The sequence below is a fragment of the Bacteroidales bacterium genome (assembly GCA_023228145.1).
GTDB lineage: Bacteria > Bacteroidota > Bacteroidia > Bacteroidales > CAIWKO01 > CAIWKO01.
The window spans coordinates 1-23,748 of sequence record JALOBU010000031.1; the positions used below are offsets into that span (position 1 = coordinate 1).

Annotated in this window: 18 protein-coding genes and 1 CRISPR repeat array; of the genes, 8 read left to right on the top strand and 10 right to left on the bottom strand. The window is 36.5% G+C overall.

The window, feature by feature from the left end; all coding sequences use genetic code 11:
- Positions 1-382: 382 nt before the first annotated feature.
- The gene (locus tag M0R16_11985) at positions 383-961 is read right to left on the bottom strand and encodes a rubrerythrin family protein (protein MCK9613593.1); all 579 of its coding nucleotides are present in this window, start codon (positions 959-961) and stop codon (positions 383-385) included.
- Positions 962-1,501: 540 nt separating this feature from the next.
- Between M0R16_11985 and M0R16_11990 the strand changes: the two genes are divergently transcribed.
- The 3 genes from M0R16_11990 to M0R16_12000 are packed head-to-tail and all read left to right on the top strand — an operon-like array spanning position 1,502 to position 4,184.
- On the top strand, positions 1,502-1,771 hold the full coding sequence (locus M0R16_11990; GenBank protein ID MCK9613594.1) for a phosphopantetheine-binding protein: 270 nt from the start codon (positions 1,502-1,504) through the stop codon (positions 1,769-1,771).
- Between the two features lie 15 nt (positions 1,772-1,786).
- Positions 1,787-2,887, top strand: coding sequence for a sulfotransferase (locus tag M0R16_11995; GenBank protein MCK9613595.1), 1,101 nt, complete (start codon positions 1,787-1,789; stop codon positions 2,885-2,887).
- Positions 2,874-4,184, top strand: coding sequence for an AMP-binding protein (locus M0R16_12000; protein ID MCK9613596.1), 1,311 nt, complete (start codon positions 2,874-2,876; stop codon positions 4,182-4,184). Before M0R16_11995 ends, M0R16_12000 begins: the two co-directional genes overlap by 14 nt.
- A gap of 191 nt (positions 4,185-4,375) precedes the next feature.
- Positions 4,376-6,114: direct repeats of the CRISPR family, unit length 47 nt; unit sequence GTTGTGATTTGCTTTCTAATTCTTATCTTTGAAGTATTGATAACAGC.
- A 178-nt stretch (positions 6,115-6,292) separates the two neighbouring features.
- Here the strand turns inward: M0R16_12000 and cas2 are convergent.
- The 6 genes from cas2 to M0R16_12030 form a co-directional block, all read right to left on the bottom strand.
- Complete coding sequence (gene cas2 / locus M0R16_12005) at positions 6,293-6,628, bottom strand: CRISPR-associated endonuclease Cas2 (protein MCK9613597.1); 336 nt, start codon at positions 6,626-6,628, stop codon at positions 6,293-6,295.
- A 121-nt stretch (positions 6,629-6,749) separates the two neighbouring features.
- Positions 6,750-7,682, bottom strand: a complete 933-nt coding sequence (gene cas1 / locus M0R16_12010; protein MCK9613598.1) for a type II CRISPR-associated endonuclease Cas1 — start codon at positions 7,680-7,682, stop codon at positions 6,750-6,752.
- Positions 7,683-7,693: 11 nt separating this feature from the next.
- A complete protein-coding gene (locus M0R16_12015; protein MCK9613599.1) occupies positions 7,694-8,353 on the bottom strand; it encodes a hypothetical protein in 660 nt (219 codons plus the stop codon).
- A 13-nt stretch (positions 8,354-8,366) separates the two neighbouring features.
- Positions 8,367-8,828 carry a hypothetical protein gene (locus tag M0R16_12020; protein MCK9613600.1) on the bottom strand — a complete coding sequence of 154 codons (462 nt, stop codon included), beginning with the start codon at positions 8,826-8,828 and terminating at the stop codon, positions 8,367-8,369.
- Positions 8,829-8,855: 27 nt separating this feature from the next.
- A complete protein-coding gene (locus tag M0R16_12025) occupies positions 8,856-9,326 on the bottom strand; it encodes a DUF6036 family nucleotidyltransferase (protein MCK9613601.1) in 471 nt (156 codons plus the stop codon).
- Positions 9,323-14,023, bottom strand: coding sequence for a type II CRISPR RNA-guided endonuclease Cas9 (locus M0R16_12030; protein MCK9613602.1), 4,701 nt, complete (start codon positions 14,021-14,023; stop codon positions 9,323-9,325). The genes M0R16_12025 and M0R16_12030 overlap by 4 nt, the downstream gene beginning before the upstream one ends.
- A gap of 257 nt (positions 14,024-14,280) precedes the next feature.
- On the opposite strand from M0R16_12030, the gene M0R16_12035 reads away from it, so the two are divergent.
- From M0R16_12035 to M0R16_12045, 3 genes are all read left to right on the top strand, one after another.
- The gene (locus M0R16_12035) at positions 14,281-15,432 is read left to right on the top strand and encodes a SpoIID/LytB domain-containing protein (GenBank protein MCK9613603.1); all 1,152 of its coding nucleotides are present in this window, start codon (positions 14,281-14,283) and stop codon (positions 15,430-15,432) included.
- A gap of 74 nt (positions 15,433-15,506) precedes the next feature.
- Positions 15,507-17,621, top strand: coding sequence for a ComEC family competence protein (locus M0R16_12040; protein MCK9613604.1), 2,115 nt, complete (start codon positions 15,507-15,509; stop codon positions 17,619-17,621).
- On the top strand, positions 17,618-18,871 hold the full coding sequence (locus M0R16_12045) for an SLC13 family permease (GenBank protein MCK9613605.1): 1,254 nt from the start codon (positions 17,618-17,620) through the stop codon (positions 18,869-18,871). The genes M0R16_12040 and M0R16_12045 overlap by 4 nt, the downstream gene beginning before the upstream one ends.
- A gap of 4 nt (positions 18,872-18,875) precedes the next feature.
- Here the strand turns inward: M0R16_12045 and M0R16_12050 are convergent, their stop codons facing one another.
- On the bottom strand, positions 18,876-19,499 hold the full coding sequence (locus M0R16_12050; protein ID MCK9613606.1) for a hypothetical protein: 624 nt from the start codon (positions 19,497-19,499) through the stop codon (positions 18,876-18,878).
- A gap of 461 nt (positions 19,500-19,960) precedes the next feature.
- Between M0R16_12050 and M0R16_12055 the strand changes: the two genes are divergently transcribed.
- Positions 19,961-21,202: a site-specific integrase gene (locus tag M0R16_12055; protein MCK9613607.1), complete on the top strand. Its 1,242-nt coding sequence runs from the start codon at positions 19,961-19,963 to the stop codon at positions 21,200-21,202.
- 15 nt (positions 21,203-21,217) lie between these two features.
- On the opposite strand, the gene M0R16_12060 is transcribed toward M0R16_12055, so the two are convergent.
- Positions 21,218-22,288, bottom strand: coding sequence for a nucleotidyl transferase AbiEii/AbiGii toxin family protein (locus tag M0R16_12060; GenBank protein MCK9613608.1), 1,071 nt, complete (start codon positions 22,286-22,288; stop codon positions 21,218-21,220).
- Between the two features lie 24 nt (positions 22,289-22,312).
- Positions 22,313-23,068, bottom strand: coding sequence for a hypothetical protein (locus tag M0R16_12065; protein ID MCK9613609.1), 756 nt, complete (start codon positions 23,066-23,068; stop codon positions 22,313-22,315).
- A 233-nt stretch (positions 23,069-23,301) separates the two neighbouring features.
- On the opposite strand from M0R16_12065, the gene M0R16_12070 reads away from it, so the two are divergent.
- On the top strand, positions 23,302-23,586 hold the full coding sequence (locus M0R16_12070) for a helix-turn-helix domain-containing protein (GenBank protein ID MCK9613610.1): 285 nt from the start codon (positions 23,302-23,304) through the stop codon (positions 23,584-23,586).
- Positions 23,587-23,748: the final 162 nt, after the last annotated feature.

The window sequence follows — 23,748 nt, forward strand, 5'->3', positions numbered from 1 at the left end:
TTAAAAACAGGGGCAAGGCTTCCGAATAATTGTTTTTTTCAAAAAAGTAGTTTGCATTTTCAAACAATATTGTGTAATTTTTATCCTGCGCAATGGATGCATAACAGATAAAAAAATAGATTAAAGTGAAAATTTTTTTCATAAGACAAAATTTTATTAAAAATCGATGTCTATAAATAAAACTGAATAAAATTAATAAATTTATTTATTAATTAGTTAATGGGGTAGTAAATTTTTAATTTTTTTACAAACGGACTTTTCAACTTATCTCATGGTTCATTAATTTGCTAAATCTTATTTAACAAAATAGCCCCGACCAATTGGCCGAAGCTATTGAAGCAGTTTACCGGGTTTTATCCCTGTGAATGGTTTTTTTGTTTAATTAATAATTTTCTTCCTTTATCTGCATAAACGATTTTGCGTGCAGGCAAGCCGGACAGGTTTCCAGCGCTTTAACCGATTCATAGATATATCCGCAGTTGAGGCATTTCCAGAACACCTTGCCGTCTTTCACAAACACTTTGTCTTCCGAGAGGTTCTGAAGAAGCTTCAGGTATCTCTTTTCGTGCTCGGCTTCCACCTTGGCTATCATCTTAAATGCCGTGGCAACATCTTTGAACCCCTCTTCCGCAGCCACTTCGGCAAAATGAGGATACAGATCGGCCCATTCTTCATGCTCGCCTTCGGCAGCAGCTTTCAGATTTTCCATAGTCGTTCCAATTATTCCGGCAGGGTAAGCTGCGGTTATTTCTGTCATGCCGCCTTCAAGAAATTTAAAGAAACGTTTGGCATGTTCTTTTTCCTGCAAGGCAGTCTCCATAAAAATATTGGCTATCTGTTCGTAACCTTCTTTTCGCGCCACACTGGCAAAAAATTCATAGCGGTTGCGCGCCTGTGATTCTCCTGCAAATGATTTCAGCAGGTTCTGCTCTGTTTTTGTTCCCTTGATTGAGTTTGACATAATTATATTTTTGGGGTTTAATCTTGAATTTTTTATTCAAAGTTAGAATATTTTTAATGCAAAATAAGTAAATTTTTTAATCTTATATAATCACAAAAACCAAATGTACAAATTTTCAAAACCAAATGTACATTATTTTCACAGCTCTAATTCTAATTGTTTGTTCTTATTGCAGTCATATACGGGCAGTTTAACGGTTTTTAAGCGGTTTTATAATACCAATTATAATACGGTAGGTTTTTTGCTGCAAAATGGGCTTATTTTGCTTATATTTGCTCAAAAATTAAAGCAATTAAACTACTTATGCTTGTATCCGGTCAAAAAATTAAACACAAATTAAAGCATAATATAACTTTTGTACGTTTGTTTTTTAGTTGCCGGTACAGGCAAAAAACGTCTGTATCCATACACAAATAAACAAAAACTCGGCAAAAATATATTTAGTTACTATGTACTTTTGGTTTTAATGCCCGTACTTAGAAAAGTAAACAGATTTATAAAAAAATAAATATTTTTGTACCAACTATTAAAAACTATTCTATGGACATTAATGATGATATGAAATTGCAGATAAAACAAATGATTGTTGAAACACTTAACATTAAAGACGTTAACCCGGAAGAAATTCTCAACGATAAGTCATTATTTACAGGCGAAAATACCATTACACTCGATTCCATTGATGGCATAGAACTCATCATGGCCATACAACGTAAATTTGGCGTACGCCTTGATGACCAGAATCTCGCAAGAAACATATTAAACACCGTGGACAGCATGGCGGAGTTTATTTCAGGAAAAACTGTGTGAAAATTTTTTTGCGTAATGAAGAATTCTTACCTCCTTGCGGGTATTGAAACCAACAGTTTATTGAAATTAGTTAAGGCTTATAATATCTCTTATAAACCAAAATATATTTTTCGGTTTTTGTTCCTGTTACAGAATGCCTTATGGGCTTCATTTTTTAAAAAGCTCGAACAAAATCGTTATGCCAGGCAGCTTGAAATGGCTGAGAAACCTGAAAATCCTGTTTTTATTATCGGGCATTGGCGCACAGGAAGCACATTTCTGCACCAACTGATGAGCCTTGATGAGAACATTGTAACCACCAGTTTGTTTCAGACACTTCATCCTGATGGATTTAAATGTGCTTATCCTTATTTCAGACCTTTGATGAAAATGTTTCTTGGGAGTACACGCCCTTTCGACAAAATGAAAATAAATATGGATGTGCCCCAGGAAGATGAATTTGCCTTGTTGAGGCTCACGGCATTTTCCCCTATGCTGGGCATGGTATTCCCTGAAAAAGAAACTTTTTTTCTAAAAAAAATATATGGTTTTTTGCCCGATGGCGAAAAAAATCTCGAAAACTGGAAAAAGCAACTTTTACGTTTTTACACAAAGGTAGTGTGGAACAAACCTGGCCGCCTGCTGATAAAAAACCCTTACCACAGTTTCAGGATACAGCATTTAAAAGAAATGTTTCCCGCTGCGCGCTTTATTCACATCTACCGCAACCCGCTTCATGTGGTACCTTCTACGCTTAACATGTGGTCGGTAGTAGGGGCGCAGAATAACCTGAATGCCCGTTGGAGGAATCCCGATATTGCTGATGTGGCGGAAGTATTAGGCAGTTTACTTGATAATGTTGAAAAAGATTTAAAACAACTGCCTGCCGAAACCTACACCGAAATACGTTATGAAGATATGATAAAAAATCCTATTGAAACCCTCCTGGAAGCATACAAACATTTGGGCATTGAATTAACTCCGGGTTTTGAACAGAAGGTAAAAAAGTATGTTGAAGAAAATAAAAATTATTCAAAAAGTAATTTTGTGCTGACGGCTGCAGAAAAGGAAATTATTGTTCAGAAACTTTTGCGACACATGTTAAGACAACAATACCTCCCTGATGAAAAAAAATAAATTTTTACCAGCCATAGAGCAGAAGTCATTGCCAGAGATTATTAAATTTCAGGAAAAACAACTTCGTGCCGAATTGCAATACTTGCTACAGTATTCAAAATATTATAAACAGCTATTCAGCAAAAACAAAATCAATACCGCAAAAATTAAAACCCTTGCCGACCTGAAAAATATCCCGGTAACCACCAAAGACGAACTACAAAAACATAACAAGAATTTTATTTGTGTTCATTCAAAAGATATCATTGATTACATGACAACCTCTGGTACCCTGGGAGAACCGGTAACTTATACGGCAACCCATCACGACCTGGAGCGCCTTGCCTATAACGAAGCCATGTCTTTTGCCTGTGCAGGAGTGAAACCGGATGATGTGGTACAGATAATGACTACTCTGGACAGGCGATTTATGGCGGGCTTGGCATATTTTCTCGGACTGCGGAAGATGGGAGCGGGCATAGTGCGTGCAGGCTCGGGAGTCCCTGAACTGCACTGGGATTCCATTTTTCGTTACAAACCGAAATACATGATAGTGGTGCCTTCTTTTATTCTAAAACTGATTGAATTCGCTGAAGCCAACAATATAGATTATAGAAATACTTCTTTAAACAGTGCTGTCTGCATTGGCGAACCTTTGCGGAATGCTGATTTTTCACTGAATACCTTAGGAAAACGTATCACGGCAAAATGGCCATTGAAATTGTTTTCTACCTATGCTTCTACTGAGATGGGCTCTGCTTTTACCGAATGTGAAAACAGTTGCGGCGGGCATCTGCATCCGGAGCTTATCATAACCGAATTTCTTGACGATAACAACAACCCTGTTCCCGAAGGAGAACCCGGCGAAATCACTGTAACTACCCTGGGCGTGGAGGGCATGCCCCTGTTGCGTTTTAAAACCGGCGATGTATGTTATCATCACAGCGAACCCTGCGCCTGTGGCAGGAACACCCTGCGCCTCGGGCCTGTCATTGGACGAAAACAGCAAATGATTAAATACAAAGGCACTACTCTTTATCCACCTGCACTATACAGCATTTTGGACGATTTTGACACTATTGAAAATTATCAGGTAGAAGTTTCTTCCAATAAAATAGGCACCGACAATATTTTGATTTATGTGGGCTTGAAAAGCAACAATCCTGCATTTACCGAAAAACTTAAAAGTCGTTTTCGTGCCAGGTTGCGTGTGATACCTGAAATAAAAATTATGGACCCCGCCAAATTAAACCTCATGATTAGTCCACCCACAAGTCGCAAAGCAATTAAGTTTATTGATAGAAGAATGGAATTATAATTGTTTCCTGTATTTTATTTGTTTTCTAATCCTTATCCTTGCCTGCGTGACACAGTCGGGCAGGTTTGAAGTATTGATAACAGCTGTCAGGTTTGGGATAAAGACAAGACCCTCGTTGTGATTTGCTTTCTAATTCTTATCTTTGAAGTATTGATAACAGCTACTAATAAAGGTGCCCGTGCGATTGCATTGTTGTGATTTGCTTTCTAATTCTTATCTTTGAAGTATTGATAACAGCGGGATACTGGTGCAATAATTGAACAGGACAGTTGTGATTTGCTTTCTAATTCTTATCTTTGAAGTATTGATAACAGCATTGAGGAGTTAAAAAAATGACAGGCATATGTTGTGATTTGCTTTCTAATTCTTATCTTTGAAGTATTGATAACAGCCATTTCTTTAGAAGTAACCACATACTGTGGGTTGTGATTTGCTTTCTAATTCTTATCTTTGAAGTATTGATAACAGCAGGACTACCTCTCTCTCAGTAAAGAAATATGTTGTGATTTGCTTTCTAATTCTTATCTTTGAAGTATTGATAACAGCCAGCGGCGTTGGTGGCGGGTGGATTGCCTCGTTGTGATTTGCTTTCTAATTCTTATCTTTGAAGTATTGATAACAGCCGCAATGCCCCGATAAAAAAAAACCTGATAGTTGTGATTTGCTTTCTAATTCTTATCTTTGAAGTATTGATAACAGCAATAAACCAAAATATAATACACATGAAAACGTTGTGATTTGCTTTCTAATTCTTATCTTTGAAGTATTGATAACAGCTGTTCAGGGAATAGAAACCCAGACTTGTAAGTTGTGATTTGCTTTCTAATTCTTATCTTTGAAGTATTGATAACAGCACTGTTGAAGAAAGCAAACGTGAAGACTTTGTTGTGATTTGCTTTCTAATTCTTATCTTTGAAGTATTGATAACAGCCATGGTACAAAGCGACAATGCAAAGATAGCGTTGTGATTTGCTTTCTAATTCTTATCTTTGAAGTATTGATAACAGCCTTAACTTCAATCATTCTTTATTTTCTTCAGTTGTGATTTGCTTTCTAATTCTTATCTTTGAAGTATTGATAACAGCGTACCGCCATCAAAGATATTATATGCTTGTGTTGTGATTTGCTTTCTAATTCTTATCTTTGAAGTATTGATAACAGCAAAGTAAGATAAATCTTTTCCATTCATACAGTTGTGATTTGCTTTCTAATTCTTATCTTTGAAGTATTGATAACAGCAATCAGTTTTTAGTCGAGATAAGAAAATATGTTGTGATTTGCTTTCTAATTCTTATCTTTGAAGTATTGATAACAGCACTTGGGGCAAAGCTTCGCAATGCCCCGATAGTTGTGATTTGCTTTCTAATTCTTATCTTTGAAGTATTGATAACAGCCGATTGATATTGTTAGTTTGAAATCAATAGTTGTGATTTGCTTTCTAATTCTTATCTTTGAAGTATTGATAACAGCAATAAGAATTTAATTTACGTATGGCGGGCGTTGTGATTTGCTTTCTAATTCTTATCTTTGAAGTATTGATAACAGCTTTTTTAAATTTATTTTTATGACACTTATGTTGTGATTTGCTTTCTAATTCTTATCTTTGAAGTATTGATAACAGCAAAATGATTATGAAATTGCGAATTGAAAGAGTTGTGATTTGCTTTCTAATTCTTATCTTTGAAGTATTGATAACAGCAAAAGCTATGAAAAGTGCATAAAATAGGCAGTTGTGATTTGCTTTCTAATTCTTATCTTTGAAGTATTGATAACAGCTTAAGATTAATAAATAAATGAATGAATTAAGTTGTGATTTGCTTTCTAATTCTTATCTTTGAAGTATTGATAACAGCACTGATTATATTAATAAATTTAATGAAGTAGTTGTGATTTGCTTTCTAATTCTTATCTTTGAAGTATTGATAACAGCATACCGCGCTTAAATATCAATAATATCAAGGGAAACAAGCTGTTTTTAAGCTAAAAAAAATGAAGAAATCCCTCTGCTTTTTAACCCAACAGAGGGATTTTTTTATTTCTGTTTTTGATACTGTCGGGGTGACTGATATGTGTGTATGGCTTGTGCGCAGTCACCCCGACAGTTTATTTTAAAACAGTTCCAGCTGCTGGGGCGGCGGCTTTGCTTCAGCAGGTTTTTGTCCATAAAAGATTTCCATGCTCCCGAATTGCTTGTCGGTAATAGACAATATTCCCACATGACCCAGCTCGGGCAGCAATTTTTTTACCCGTTTAATATGCACTTCGGCATTTTCCACACTGGCACAATGCCTCACATATATCGAAAACTGAAACATGGCAAACCCATCGGCCATGATATCCTTGCGGAAACGTGCCGCTACTCTTTTTTCTTTTTTGGTTACCACAGGCAAATCGAAAAAAACAAGCACCCACATGATACGGTATTGGTTTAATTTAATTAACATAAAAAAATCTGCTATTAATTAAACATATAAACGGTCAGGTTGAACCTGTCGAAAGCTGAACCGTTTATTGTAATTAATATTAAAGTTAATTTTTAATGACAGTATTATCTTTATAGTATAATCAAATCAGTTCAGGATAAATTATTTTGCGTGATTCGCCTTCAAAACATTTGTATAGCGAAGCCGTTGTTCGTTGCAAACCCACCATCAGCGGGCTGTTTTCACCATCAATAGTAATGTCCATGGCAGGTATCGAAAGCAGTTGCAGTTTTAATTCCTTCGTCAGTTCCGAATAATCGTTTCCTTTATATACAATATCACAAACAATGCTGTCCACAAAAGGCCGGTAGGGTTCCATAATATCGTCGGCCAGGCAATAGGCGTTGTATTTATTTTCGTGGTGTATGCCTAATGTGGGCAACATGCCACTTGCCACAAGCCCCCGGGCAACTACAGCTCTTAAGATAGCATAGCCATAATTCAGCAGATTATTGGGCGGGCTTCCTTCCCTGAATCTTTTAAATCCCAGATTTGCCGGAAAAATATTTTGCCAGTAATGGGCTGCTGCCTGTGCTTCATAATTATCAGGGTCGCCCGAACGCACAACGCCCGCCCATTTCAGCATCCACGAAACATCTTTCCCATAACGTTTTAACAGGGCCGCCTGGTTGCGTATTTTTGCAATAACTGTTTGCTGCCACAACTGCTTTTTTACCGGAACGCTTGCATCCAGTTGCACCCTGAACCTTTCGTTTTGCACACTGTTGACATCTAAAGGTAAAAACAAACCGGAGGGCATATGTGTTTCAGAACAGCTTATCAACGCAACATTATTGTCGAGTAATGCAGCCATCAGCGCCTGCGTTATGGTTAGCTGTTTGTCGTCAAATATGACTACTCCGATGTCTTCAATAGGTATGGATGTCCCTTGTGTTTTTTTGAAATTCTCAGGTAATTCATCGTTTTTTTCCACCTGTGGCAATTTTACTATCAGGTTTTTGTTTTCAAGATGCAGATAGGCAGGATTCCCGAAATAAAGGGTTCTTTTTATCATAAATTAAAATATCAATCCGTTTTCTTTTGCCCTGTGAAGATTAATAATTTTTCATTTTGATTTTTGTAATAGGAGTTGTATGATGAAAATTCCCAATCCTCTGGTTTCTTTACCAAGCCTGCTTTAACAGGGTTGTTATGTATATAGTTAAAACAAACTTGCGAATACTCTTTTGCGGGATTCGGAACATTAATCAATGCTCCCTGATTGGTGTTGAAAAAGGAAGGCGAAATACCTGAACTTTTTGTAAGGCACTCCGCTTTGGTTTCTTCGCGAAATAAACCACCGCTTCTGTTTTCCTGATTATTAACAGCACGTGTATAAGAGCGAAGCATAATGCCTATTGCAGAATTAAAATCCCTCCGCTTACTGTCGGGGTGACTGACTCCTGCGTTTGGCTTGCGCGCAGTCACCCCGACAGTTTCTCCATCTTTATCGTATGGCTTTTGCGCAGTTTCCCCGACAGTTTCTCCAATAATTACCTCGTTCACATACACCATCAGATGAAAATGATTCGGCATCAGGCAATACGCCAGCACATCCGCATAAGGCAAAACATGCATTTCCAGCTTTTTCAGAAAAAACAAATAGTTCTCTATTTTATAAAATATTTTTTCACGGTTGTTGCCCTGGTTATAAATGTGGAAGATATGTTCTGTTTCAAAATGCATCAATAAAATAGTACTATCTGATTACAAAAGGTTCACCGTCTTTACCGAATTCAATATCTATCAATTCTATGTCTTCGGTATCTTCTTCTAAAATATATTGTGAGATATTAAAATCTTTACAAAACTTAAAGCCATTGTCTTCTGCAAAAGCATTGGCGCCATAAATAATATTATGAACCAAAACATAGTCTGTTTCAATCATCTCAGCTTCATTTGCTTTTTCAACTATTTCATCCACTTCGTTTTTATCAATATGGAATTTATAAGCACTGTCTTTGGTGCCAAGTGCAAAAATATCAACAAGGAAAATTCCTATGGTGTATTTACCTGTTTTATGCAATCGGGTAACTATTATGGATGCAAGTCCTATTTCCTGCCAGTTTACATTGATATAACATTTGTCAATGGGCAGGTTTCTGGAAAAGTTTTTTATGTAGTTTTCAGGGGATACTTTTTGCTGTTTTTTATGGCTCATAAAATATTTTTTTTGAATTGCATAAATTCATCTTTTATCTTTCCTCACTTTAATGAGTTGTTCAACATCTGCTTTGTCCTTGAGCCGTCCTGTAACTATTTTGCTTGTTATCAAATCATCATACATTAGCACGGGAAACTTATAATTCTCTAATTTAAGAAATACCTTACGGCTAAAGGCCTCATCAAAATTCAGCCCCTCAATGCGGGTTAAAAAATCAATACGCTCAGGTTCCTCTCCTATATGAAATATTACAACGTCGCTGAAGTTTAATTTTTCAATAATTTTTATGTCACCTGGATTGAATTTTAATTGTGTAAACACTTCCATAAGTTTGATTTTGTTCTCTTCTGTTGGGCGAAGCCATACGTCCATATCGCCGGTAGTTCTTACATAACCGTGGAATATCACGGCATATCCGCCTACAAGGATAAAATCTACCTTGTATTCGAGCAAGGCGGCGAGCATTTCCTGATGTGCAGGGTGTGTTATATTCATAAATCAAGGATTATTTTTTTTGTTGACCAATCGGGTTTAACAAATTTGTAAAAGCGGTTCATCAATTCCAGGAACCTTTCAAATCGTTTTTCGGGTGTGAGTTTCGCCCAGTAATTGAGTTGAGAATTTTCGACATCATCAGGTGATTTAGAAATTGTGATTTTTTTTGTTGAAGTATATGGAGCAGCAGGTTCTTCAGCAGGATTATTACTGTTGTATGAATTTGTATTTGATTTTTTTGATGGAATGCTTGGTGAGACATTGCCGAGGCGGTCAACGTTAATTTTTATACAAATCTCCTTTATTGACTTTTGATCATATGAAGCAGTTTTATCATCATATGACCCAGAAAGCTTTTGTTTTTTTTCATTCCAATTTAAATCCATTTCTTTGGGGTAAATACTTTTTGCAAATGAGTTTTTAGAGAAATAAACAGTTACACCTGAAAAATCATTCACATTGTACATTCTTTCTATTTTATTTTTATCAACCTTTCGAAAATCAATAAGATGCGGCATTTCAATTTCTTCTTGTTTCGGAATGTAAACCAAATCTAAAGGAGATAAGAAATCAGACAAAGTAAATCCTTCATCATTCATTTCAGGAATCGCTTGTGACCCTTGTTTTAACCTTTCAATTACAATATTTAGAGGTATTGAATCATAACTCCGTTTACCATCTTTTGATTCATAAACAGCAAAAAACAAGTTAGTACCTTTGGCTGCTTCAACATATTTATCTTTCTTATTTCCACTTTCACCCAATGGGAATTTACTTCCAAGTTCAAAAATTCTGACCTTTTTAATTGGTTTGTGAGCTTTACCGTCATTAAATTGTTTGATATTAGCGTTCATTTCTTCCAAACCTTCTGGCGTGAAAGCAAGTTCCGGACTATTGTTTTTGTATGCCAGATAGTTTTTCAGGATTTTTTGTACGCCAGTATCTGTAATAGATTCTATGGACTTTAAATTAAAAGTAGTATCAATATCTTTTCTTGTAGCTGTAAGAATTTTTCCTTTAGGAACTTTTATCCGTTTTAAATCTACCTTACCAGAAACTGTTTCTTTGTGCAATGGTTTTCGGATAGCCCAGTTCATACCTTTTTGTTTAATGGTTGCTCTTACTTTTTTACCATCTTTTTCAATCCACTTTTGGTAATTATTAGTTGCTTTGTTTATTACGCGAAGGTTTTGCTTGAAGCTGATTACTACAGTTTCCAATTCATTCTTTGCTTCAATTGTGAAATTATCCCATGGCTTTTTAAATTCTTTAAAAACATCTCTTTCAACTACTTTGTTTGTTTTCTTATCAATCCAAGATTCCTTAACTTTATGCCTTAATTTATTTTGCAAATCGTATCTCGAGGTCTCTGATTTTGCTGATTGATTATTCAAAAGATTTACATGGTCTCTTGTCATACAAGCAATTACCAAAGCATCCATAGCATGATGCCGGTGGTCAATCCTTTTCTTTTCGATTCTTTTTGAATCAATTGGAGAGTAGTCAACAGGTAAGAATTTTTGATGTTGCTCGTTCCAATATGTGAAGGCAGTACTGTTTGTAAGCCGATTCATCCTTTCAAAACGAGGTAAAATTATTTCATTCCATACATCGTTCAACCCCCAATCCTGTTTTAATACCGATGTAATTTTACCATTCCCCGGAATGAGGTTTTTAGAGTTAACACCATCATCTTCTTTTTCCTCGCGTACAATATTCGATAGTATACCCGAAATGTACCTGCTGATATAACGAGTATCGTTCATTTGCCGTGCAATCATTTTCTCGGGAATATCATCCAGTAACAAATTTTGACGTTTGGTCTTGTTCTTGGAATAGTATTCGTTAATAAATTTTCTGTACTCTTCCTCTGTTAAGACTCTTGCTGTTTTTCCAAAACCTAATTCAATTTCCTGTCCAAAATGATTTTTTATAAATTCCAATCCAAGCTGTTTATCTTTCAATTGATTAACTGCCGACTCACAAATCACTTTGTTATTGAAGCTGTCGTCAAAATAACGTGATTTAGGAATTATATGCTCAATTTGATAATCCTCCGAGAATAAACGAACAAGCGGTATTATTTGCCCGGTATAAGGAGAACGATATTTCTGTTCAAGCCAAAGTTTATATCGTTGTAATTCCGATTTACTTGGCTGGGCTGTTTTGCTTATTTTGATAATATCTTCCGGCAGGTCGGTAATTGAATTTAAAACTCCATCTTCATATATTCGCAGAGCTTCATGTTGTAATGGAGAGTATGGTCGTACATTTTCAACCGGTAATTTCCCGTCTGCATTCTCTTTCAGTTCCAACAATAATGCTTTAATCCGTAAATTTGTAGCTTCGTTTTTGCTTCCTTGTTCTGTTAGCCATTTACGGTCTTCTGCAGTATTTTTCATTTCACGTCCTAATTCAACGTGTATTTCACTGAAAAAATCTTTCGCTCCTTGCCCGAATTGCTTCCATATATCCCTAACCATACGCAATGTTTCAGTAATCACCTGTTCAACAATTGGGTTACGCAGTGAATGTTGTTTGAAATTTTCAAGATATTGTTCCAGTTCGGCAGCAGAATTCCACTTCCCGGCAATATCAGCTTCAGAATGGCGATCGTAAATCACATAGCTTGCCAGCCATATAGGCAATCCTTGAAAATGAGTGTTGTCAGTAAGATTTATTGCTTTTTCTCTGACGCGGGTTTTAATGCTTTCATCGCATTCACCGGAAATAATCTTTTCAATTCGGTTTTGCGTTTTAGTATCAATAGCATCCCAATTCCAATACTTGCCGAGCCTAATTAATGGCAGAAGTTTTTTAATAGCCTTTTCGGAATAAGCTCCGTATTCGCTTGGGAATGGCGGAAACTTCCTGAATTCTTCAATAAAAGAGTTTTTGTCCAACTTATATTTGCCAGCGAATGTTTCTAATGCTTTTTCATACTGCTTCTTGTCTGTTACTGAATAGATAATATGCCACAAATGTTGCTCTATTTCTGAAGTCAGAAAATTGGCAGGAATATTTTTGACTTTTTCCAATCTTCGTCTGATTTCATAACCGGTTGTATTGCACGGATATTTTTTCGAGTTATCTTCTTCTTTTGAATCGTCAAAAACATAGTTCCAGCGATATTTTGCAATTTCTTTTTCAACTTCCTTGTTGAAGCCGGTTGGTTTAGCACTTGGAAATTTCTCTTTTAATGCTGGGCTGACCAAATGTTTCAGAATATCTTTATGTCCAACCTCTTTTTGTGTCATCAGAAAATCAAAAAGATTGACAACATCATGCGAGTTTCTTAAAAATTCAGCAGTTACATCTGTATCATCTGCTTTCAGGTATATTTTTAGGTTCGAGAGCCATTGCCACACACGAAATTCCTGATAAAGCGGGTGGGATTTAGGAATAGTTTTCAAATATTCCTTTACCTGATTGCCGTCTTTGTTTTTATAGATTCGATATTCCAACGAACAATTGCCAATAGAAGATTTTTGACTACGGAGCGGACGTTGGTAAAAAATAATATCTTCAACAAACAAATGTACAAAATCCCTTTTGCTCAAAACGAGTTGTTGAGCCTCATTATTCCGATATAGTTCGCGTACACAATCGTTATACAAATCATCAGTAAATAACTCAGGTTGTAATTCAATCTGCTTCTTGAGAATGGCAATTAATTCGTCTTTATAAAACTTACGCTCAATAGTTCGAACTAATTTGCCTCGTATTTTTTGAGAAGGGTTTTTGAGTAAATTATTATAAATATATGTACCTACTGTTGTACCAGCATCTTTTATTTCTTTTTCTGTTTTTATTTTTATGAGTTTCCATTTTTTCTCCCAGTCTTCTTCGGTGGGGATAGAGAATCTTCTCTTTAAAGTTCCATCATCTTCAAACCTATCATTACCATCTTTATCCAAATCAATTGTTGCGATAATATTTTTTTGCAATCCAACCCAATTAGGTACTTCTTTGGAAAAATACTTGCCAATATCTCCATTTTCAAGAGTGATTTGTATAACTTTCAAACCTTTATATATTGAGCCCGTTTCAACAATGCTGTTAATAATTTGTGTATCGAAGTATATTCTTGTTTGAGCGGTTCTCGTTGCATCTGCATCATCCTCACCCCGCAATTGATAATAACCCCGCTTTTGATTGAAGTTTAGGATTATCCAGGCCAATTCTTCTTTTGTAATCTTTTGGCTCAATGCTTTCTTTCGCAAATAATAAATCGTCCAATCGTAAGGTATCTTTGTTTCTTTTCCGTTTGTCTTTGTGTAAAATAATTGAGGTTGCGATTGTTTAAAATCTTTCAACATTTCCTCAAATGAGTTTTTAAATATAAAATCTCGGTTATAAGTCAGTTTTGGTTCAGATTCATCCACAAACTGGCCGTAATGTTTATCGAAATCTATTTTCTGAGCATAATGTTCGGGTAAGAAACCCAATACATTTAGTACTCGATGTAATCTTTCACGCCTTAGTAAATTTCTTTCCCTGATACGGCGGATTCCTCTATAACTTGTTCGTGCTGCGGTTTGCGTTTCCAATGGTTTCCCGCCAGAAAATGTATCTAAAACATCCTGAGTCATCGGAATTATCCTACTTCCCATTCCCAAAATCTTCTTTTCATCGGCATCCACCAATGCCCACCCAATACTATTAGTACCTAAGTCTAATCCTAAAATCTTTTTCATGCGTTAAAAATTTGTTATGAAAATACAAAAAAATATTTGCAACTATAATTTTTATTTTTATTTTTGTAATTGAATTAGAAGCAAATCACAATAAGGATTATTCCGTTGTGAAAACATTTAAGGCGGTTCGCCAATTGGTGAATCGCCTTTTTTTATTACATGCAATTTCTTTCTTTTTATAAAAAAAAATACCGGCAAACTCAATAAAAATTATATTTTTGTCCGTAGCTTATAAGTTCGTATTATTCTTTGTGAAGATGAAAAAAATCAAATTGCTTCTTTTGTCCTTGATGTTTTATTTCCCGCTGGCTGGCACAGCCGGCACTTTTCTGGATGTGAGTATCTTCTCCTCTTATCAGATAAATGCATTAAATTTTACTGTTGTTACAGGTAAATACACCCTTTTCGATGCCGATAAAATGATTACCGACATTGTAAGAGATGAAACACTCACATTCAAAATAAAAAATGATAGCATACTGGTGAGCAAGGGTACTAAATACCTGGGCGCTTTTACTTCTCTGTACATCAGCGGCACCGCCTTGCTTAATAATTTTAAAATCAAGCCTCTGAATAAGGGCATCTCCGAACGATGTTACGATGACGATTTGAGGCTTACAGCTGCAGATGGTTTCTTTTTGCTGACCAATCATGTAGAGCTTGAGAATTATGTGGCCGGCGTGGTGCAATCCGAAGGCGGCGGCAGTTCTAAAGACCATGAATTTTTTCAGGTGCAGGCTATCACCTGCCGCACCTATGCCCTTAACAACATAAAAAAACACGCAAAAGAAGGTTTTAATTTGTGCGACAGCATTCATTGCCAGCTATACAATGGGCGCTGTAAAAACAATGAAATACTTGCCTCTGTCTATAAAACTGCCGGAGAGGTTATTGTGGATAAAGGTAACAATATGATTTCTGCGGCATTTCATGCAAATTCGGGAGGTATGACTGTCAACTCCGAAGATATCTGGAAGATACCTACTTCTTACCTCAAAGCTGTTGCGGATACGTTTTCGATCAAAATGCCCGGGTCAACATGGGAGTACCAGATATTGCAGAACAACTGGCTTGAATACTTGTCAAGCCGTTTTAATTACCCCGTGAATGACCCTGTTAAAAAAGAATATGCGCTTAATTTCAAACAGGAAAACCGAAAAGTTTTTTTCTCCGACAGCATTTTACTGAGCACAATTCGCTTTGACCTTGGCCTTAAATCAACATGGTTTTCCATTGAACATCAGGGCGCATATCTCATTTTTAAAGGGAAAGGCCATGGACATGGTGTGGGATTAAGCCAGCAGGGAGCCATACGTATGGCACAGCTGGGATACAATTTTATTGACATCATTAAATTTTATTATAAGGACGTGGAAGTTGTAAATTATGACGAGCTGATGATTAAATGAACTTAAATCAGAAATAAAAATCATTTTAAAGCTTTTGGTATTCAAATTTTGTTAACCTTTCCCCTGAAAAACTCATGTTCTGGAACCGCTACCCTTTAATTCGGTTGATGTTGCCGTTTTTGTGCGGTGTTTTGACAGAAGTGGTTTTGAGCATTCATATTTTAATTCCCCTATACGTATTCCTTTTGTTGCTGGCGCTGATGAGTGCCTTCACTTTTTTCCTACAGAAAAAGCTGGCCTTTTCGCTGCGTTGGCTGACGGGTATGCTGATAACAATTTTTTTTATTTTGGCAGGGTATCAGGTGGCAGCCCTGCGCGCTCCGGAAAATAACAATGATTTTTTTGCAAAATATACTCAAGAACCCACTTATGCGATAATCACTTTAACTGAGCCTCCCCAATTAAAAGAGAAGTCATGTAAGATGATTGCGGAAGTGAATCATGTAAGAGACAGCACCGGATGGAAAAGCACTTCAGGAAAAGCGGTGATATATTTTGAAAAAGACTCATTCTCCGAAAAATTAAAATACGGTGACAAACTTCTGATTAAGGCATTTTTTACAGAGGTTATGCCTCCTGCCAATCCTATGGAGTTCAACTATAAACAGTATCTCGCTCATCGTGGTATTTTTTATCAGGCTTATGTGAAAAGCAATACTCATTTGCTGATTGCAGTTGATGAAGGCGGCAGCATTCCCGGCTTTGCATATCGCCTCAGGGATAAGCTTTTGAAGATACTATCTGAAGAGGGAATTTCAGGCAGCGAATATGCCGTGATATCTGCCATGCTGCTGGGAAATACCGACAACCTGGACCCCGAAACCATCAAGAGTTATCAGGGCAGTGGCGCCATGCACATCCTTAGTATTTCGGGATTGCATGTCGGAGTGGTGTTTATAGTGCTGAACTTTTTATTGCAGTTTCTCGATAAATTCAGGCATGGTAAAATTCCCAAAGCCATACTTCTTCTTTTATGCATATGGCTTTATGCTCTGATAACCGGCATGTCTCCATCAGTGCTGCGCGCAACAGCCATGTTCAGTTTTGTTATCGTGGGGAAAGCATTTCGTCAACCTCCAAACATTTATAATACCCTTGCGGCATCTGCCCTGTTGTTGATTTTGTTTAATCCTTTTATCATTACGGCAGTGGGGTTTCAGCTTTCTTACCTTGCAGTGATTGGCATAGTAACGATTTATCCTTTTATTTATAAGGCCTGGAGCCCTAAATATAAGATTATTGATAAAGTTTGGTCGTTGATTGCAGTTTCTCTTGCGGCACAACTTGCTACCTTTCCTTTGTGTTTGCTTTACTTTCATCAGTTTCCAAATTATTTTCTGTTGGCAAATATTGTAGCTGTTCCGCTCTCAGGTTTGGTAATATACCTTGGACTTGCGGCTTTAGCGTTGAGTGCCGTCCCTGTGCTGTCAGCCCTTATTTCAAAAGCGCTGGTGTTTTCATTAAAATTGCTTAATGGTTCTGTAGATTTTATTGAAAAACTTCCTTATTCTGTCTCCGATGCAATTTACATATCGTTTGCAGGAATGATACTGATTTATCTCTTGATTATCATGTTGTCTTTTTTTCTCTATAAAAAAAGCGGAAAAGCATTCTCAGGCTCTTTGGCTGTGTTGTTCATTTTGCTCATATTTGTTTCTTTCCGCCAGGCACATTCACTGGAACAGAAATTGATTGTAGTTTACAATATCAACAAACATACTGCTGTGGATTTTGTTGATGGCCAAAGATGTTTTTTCGTTGGAGATTCCCTCTTACTGAACGATGCAAAAAAACAGGCGTTTCATATTTACAATGAAAGGGTGCACCTAAAGGTTGATGAGGTAACACCCATTATGCTGAATGCTTCATACGAAGATTCAAAGAAAAATACTTTTTATAAAAAAGCCGGTTTTGTTTATTTTGCAGGGAAAAAGCTTGGTTTTATTAGCAAGACGGTTTTTAACACTAAGCTCATAACGCTTGATTATTTGCTTCTGCTGCAGAATGTGGATATGAAAATTGAAGACATTATGAAGCAATATAAATTTAAGCTTCTCATTATGGATGCTTCAAATTCAGTAAGAAATATTGAAAAATGGATACAGGAATGTAACAACCTGGGTATTCCATATTATGTAACAAGAAGGGCAGGAGCGTGGATTGAAAATGTTAACCATTCGAACAAATGAACCAGATTCAAATTATAACCTTAATCATTTTTGGTATTACCTATATCGGGATAATCTTTACGCGTTTGCCATGGATAAATATTGACCGGCCTTCGGCAGCTTTTTTCGGTGCAGTGGCGATGATATTGTTTGGCGTGATAAGTTTCGAAGAAGCGATGTTCGCCATTGATTTTAATACCATCACGCTCTTGCTGGGCACGATGATTATTATTACTACTTTGAAACTCGACGGTTTTTTTTCGCTCATAGCACACAAAACGATGGCTTTTGCAAAAAACCAGTTTCGTCTTTTGGTAATTATAACTTTTGTAACGGGCATCTCCAGCGCTTTTATGGTGAACGATGCTGTAGTGTTGTTGTTTACTCCCGTAATAATCATGATATGCTCTTCTTACAAAATAAACCCTCTCCCTTTTTTGATTGCTGAGATTCTGGCTTCCAATGCAGGCAGCGTGATGACGATAACCGGCAACCCTCAAAACATGATTATTGGCATGAATTCACAGATACCTTATGGGCTTTTTCTCCTGCATTTATTACCGGTGGCATTTCTAAGTATGAGTGTAATTGTATTTGTTGTAAGGATGTTATATCCGGCAAACTTCAGCAATAAAACGCCTTTGAAAATTTCGGGAGACAAATTTGACTATAATTTTAAATCCATGAGAGTGTCTGTCCCGATTTTTTTCACGGTTTTAATTTTGTTTTTTACAGGGCATTATCTGAATATATCCATCCCGATGATAGCGCTCATAGGAGGTTCACTTATTCTGATTTTCGGGAAAATAAAACCATCAAAAATTATTAAGGAAGTTGACTGGGTGTTGCTTTTGTTTTTTGTATCTTTATTTATTGTGGTGAAAGCTGTCGAAAATGCAGGGCTGATGGCTTATCTTGTATCTTCAAACCCGCTTGCAGATAATATGTCTGGAGTTTTAACGCTGCATGGTATTTCGTTTGTCGCTTCACAAATAGTCAGCAATGTTCCGTTCACCATTGCGATATTGCCACTGATGAAAAGCATACATTCCGATGTATTATGGCTGGCACTGGCCTCGGCATCAACACTGGCAGGTAATGCAACCATCATTGGCGCCATGGCAAACCTGATTGTGATTGAATCGGCAAAAAATTACAATATCAAAATAAAGTTTTTCGAATTTTTTAAGGCAGGCATCATCACAACATTATTAACCTTTATTATATCTTTAGGAGTACTATGGACTGAAATGTTGCTGGGAGTGTTGTAATGCTCTATTTGCAATGCTTTACGAAAAACCTTCCCACTTTAAATCCTGCAATTCCGTATGCATTTTTAATTTTCAGCTGCATATCTTTCATCTCTGCATTGTTCTGAGCTATACCAGTCACATCTGACATTTCAAATGTTGCTTTCACCTGGCTGTTATCAGAAGTTTTTACGATGCTGAAAGTAAGGTTAATGTATGTGTCCCTGTTGGTGCCTCCGGCACCGGCATAATAACCGGGCTCGGTTTTGGTAGTAGTAACAATAAGTGTGTATTCGGTATTGTCATCATCTTTGCTGAGTTCTATGCCGATTTTTTTAACTCCGGTATTGAACTGTTCAATGAACTTGGGCTCGTAATTGTCTTTTCTGTCAGAAACCCACTTAGCTGCAAATTTATCATAATCAGGGGCTTTCCTGAATGAAGCACGTTTCTGTTGCAGGTATTGCTCTTCCGTGAAATCACCTACTTTCATGCCTTCATATACAAATTCTACCGTGATGATTTTTTGCTCTTTTAGTATGCTGAGGTCTCCGTCAAGATTTTCCACTTCCTGTGCATGGGATAATTTGCACACATTGGAAATTATAATGCAAAACAGGCACGACAAGATGAATTTGAAAGTTTTCATAAAAATTTTGTTTAATAATATGTTAAAAGTATTTTTTACAAATGTACAATATGTTTAAAATTATAAAAAGAATAAATTAAAAAATTATGTGATTAAAAGATGTTTTTAATTTTTTAATTGTTTTAAAGTTAGCATATTACATATGTGTATGTAATATTGTTTTAATATAGATCGGACGTGAAAATACCCTGATATATTTGCTGAGAAGTTTGTTAAACTTCGCAGCAAATACGTGTTTCATAATAAAAAAGAGGGCATTTCCCTCTTTGTAGTGACCCCGGGGGGACTCTAATGACTGCACCATATTTTTTCAATTTACATTAATTTTCTTATATATCAAGGCTTTTGGCAATTTTGCAAAATCACCGAAAGAACCAAAAAGTGGATAAAATGTTGAAAATGTTTTACCCTTTTGTTTTACCCCTTATTTTTTTTTGTATCTTTGTAGAAAATCAACGAAAATGGCTACAGTCAAGGTAATCAGAAAATCTGAAAAAACAAATAATAGTAAACAGGCGCCCTTATATTTAAGAATTATTAAGGACCGCAAACCAAAATATGTGGCCTTGGGTATTTTACTTAAAAAAGAAGAATGGGATGAAGGTAAATCCAGAGTGACCAAAAAACATTATAATTCAGGGTATTTGAATAAGTACATTGCTAAAAAAGTTCTCGAAGCTGAGACACTAAGCCTTGATCTGGATAAGGGAACAAAATTCATTACTTCCAAAAAGATAAAGGAAGACATTATGGGAAAGCCGCCAACGGATTTCTTTATCTATGCACAGAAATTTATTACAATGTATGAAAACTCCAGAAGTTACGGTGTGTATAAGAAAGTAAAAACGGTTGTTGATAAATTGAAGAAATATAATAATGATGCCCCTTTGATGATAAATGAAATTGATTATACCTTTCTTAAAAAATATGAAGATTATTTAGTGAAAAAGAAAAAAAATGGTCAGAATACCATCACCAGTAATTTTAAGGTCATCAGGAAACTCATCAATGAGGCCGTCAATGAGAATATCATTACGCGTAATGATAACCCTTTTTATAAGATCAAGTTAAAGAATGAACCATCTAAAAGGGAATTTCTTACCGAAGAAGAACTTGAAACCATTGAAAAACTTAATTTACCGGTGGGCACCAATATCTGCGATTATCGCAATGCTTATGTTTTTGCCACGTATGCCGGTGGTTTGCGAATTTCTGACATTCTCCAACTCAAATGGCAAAATTTTGATGGCGAACGCCTTAATCTGATAATGGCCAAGACAAACCGTCAGTTAAACATTAAATTGCCTGGCAAAGCTATTGAGATCATCAATATTTATAAAAAGGAAGACAGCAAGTCTGAGCATTTTATTTTCCCTTTCCTTCGTAATGACAAAGATTATTCATCGCCCAAGGTGCTTCTTAATTCTTTGTCTTCTGCCACTACCATGGCCAATCATGCTTTGATTAAAATTGCTAAAAAAGCAAAAATAAAGAAACATTTGAGCTTTCATACAAGCCGTCATACTTTTGCTACCCGGGCGCTTCGTAAGGGCATCAGGATAGAGTACGTTTCAAAATTATTGGGCCATGCAAGTATCAAGGAAACCCAGGTCTATGCTAAGATCGTAAATGAAGAACTTGACAAGGCAATGGAAGTTTTTGATATAGTACCTTTAAAACCCGAAGAGAATAAAAAGGAATAAAAATATTATCCGGGTTTATTTCGTGAACTTCTTCATCAGTTCACAGGCCTGAAACCAGTAAAAGAATGCCTCAGGGTTTGTCTTTTTCAGTTTGTTTAGCTTCGTGTTGAATGGCTGGTCGATGATGGCGTCCCTGATTTGTTCCGGTTGAACATATTTTTCGATATGTGTTTTATCCGATCTTACCAGGCTTGACAGGTATGCTGCCTTGGCTGCATCGGGAATTGCTCTTTCAATATGATATGGCTCGGAGAATATATATGCTCGCACCCGGTTTATCCCCTCCAGCAATGCTGCAAAATCGCCTTTACCGTCCTGGCCTCTGGTGCTGATGCATAAGGCAGTCTGATAAATATCTTCGAGAACATCATCCGCGCTGATTTGCAAGCCACGGTATTTAGCTTCTGTCAAGGCAAATTCATGGAAAGTTCTCCGAACAGTTTCCATATCTTCAGCCTTGTCAAACAACATCCCTATGTCATACAACTGCTTACATATTTCCATCGCGGTGCTGTTGCCTCCCTTTGTATATGTGACTCCCGTTGTGTTAGGTGCAAAAGCTGTCATTTTATCACCGAGTATGTCTTCGAACCCTGGCACATTCACTTCTAAAGCATCAGCGGTATTCAGAATAAAGGGGGTGGCTATCTTCACCTTTTTTAAATGCCTGTATTTTGGTGTTTCATAAAGCACATCCAGCAACACATAATCCAGATCAAGTGCTGTTTTATGTACAGGCTCATAATAAAACTTGAAGTGTGCTTTGTCGATCTCCGACTTTGCCTTCCGGCCCTGCTCTTCAGTTTTTACGAAACCTTTGTTTAAAACAGCCTTTTCAACTTTGGGTAATAATGCTATATGCTCCGGTACAACGATGTCAATATCAATGGATAGTCTTTTAGTGCTTCCGCTGAGCAGCATCAGTGCGGTTCCGCCCTTGAAAACAAATTCTATCCCGCTTTCGCTGAGTCCTTCTAACACAGCAAAAGCCCTGCAGACTTTTTCTATCAGGGTTTTATCGGCATTCCTGTTTTTTACAGACACCTCGTTAAGCCATCCTATGCTAAATGTTTTTTGATCTATCATGTTTCAAATTATCGGCAGCAAACACTACTTTGCTGCCAGCTTATTTGATATTAAAAAATTCTTTAATTCTGATTTCTTTCTCTTGCGGTCAGCGTATCTGAGCATCTTACCGGTATTAATGGGGTAACGCTCAAAGGCATTTGTAAAAATATGCAGCATTTCGGAGCCGTGCAGCGATTCAAATTCTTCCTCGAAATAAACATCCACAAGTATTTTCTCAATGCTGGCTGTTGTGATTCCGTCAACTTCATAAACAGGTGACTCGCTGACCAGCGCTTTAACGATGATAGGATCTTTTGAATGTATTACATAAGTATCCATGACTTCCTTGTCAGGCAACAGGAAAACATTTTTGTACTTATCCTGTAAACTGTGAAATACAGATTCTGTCCCATCCCGTTCCACATCCACAATAGTAAGTTTGAGAGAGGGTAGATGCTGCGAAAGCCCGCGTATTTGTTCCGCATCCCAGAGACAGAATTTTAAAAAAGGAAATGATTTTTTTAAATGTTTGTCAAGTTTCCTGATCAGTGGTGAAAGTTCCGGCTCAAATGTCTTTTCCTTGCCTATCCTGAACTGTCCTCTCCCTGTTCTCGTCAAAACGCCTTTCCCGATAAGGTAGTGTACCCTCCAGTTCAGAGTATTCCGCTTGATGCTGCCTTCCCTGCTAATATAATATGCTTCCAGGTCCCTGGTGGTAAAGACTTTCTTTTTCCGGAAATAGGAGAGGAGTTGTTTTATGTGATCTATTGTTTCGATTGCTTTTTTATTTTGCCACAAATATAATCAAATTATCGGCAGCAAAATGATTTTATTGCCAAAATATTGTTCTTTAACTCCGTATCTTACAATTTATTAATTGATTACGTTTATTTTGAATCAAAATAGTTAGCTGCAATTTAATTTTACAAGTATATATGTTTTTCGATACTAAAATTATATTTTTGTAAATGTCTTTGCAGGCCTGGTGAGACTTTCATTTACTATTGTTAAACATTTAAAAATTTAAAATCATGGAAGTAATCACTATGGAAGCTATGGCCTTTAATCAGATCATGGCTCGTTTCGACAAGCTCGAACAATTTATCGAAGAGAAAAAAAAGATTCAACCTTTAAATGAAACCTGGTTGAATATTGATGAAACTTGCCGATTTCTTAAAGTTTCAAAACGCACACTTCAAACCTATCGTGACAACGGAAAATTAAGTTTTTCGCAGATCGGGGGTAAAATTTATTTCAAAGCCAGTGACATAGAAGATCACCTGAAAAAAAACTATTTCAAGGCATTCAATAAATAAATTTTCTTAATTGTTCCTTCTCAAAACATCCTGCCGGCGGGATGTTTTTGGTTCCTTTCTTTAAAAATTCCATCCGTTTTTTTGTTGATAATTTCTTATTTCTCATTTTCAACCCCTTATCAACCTTATCAACCTAATCACCTAATTACCTTTTAGTTGCGT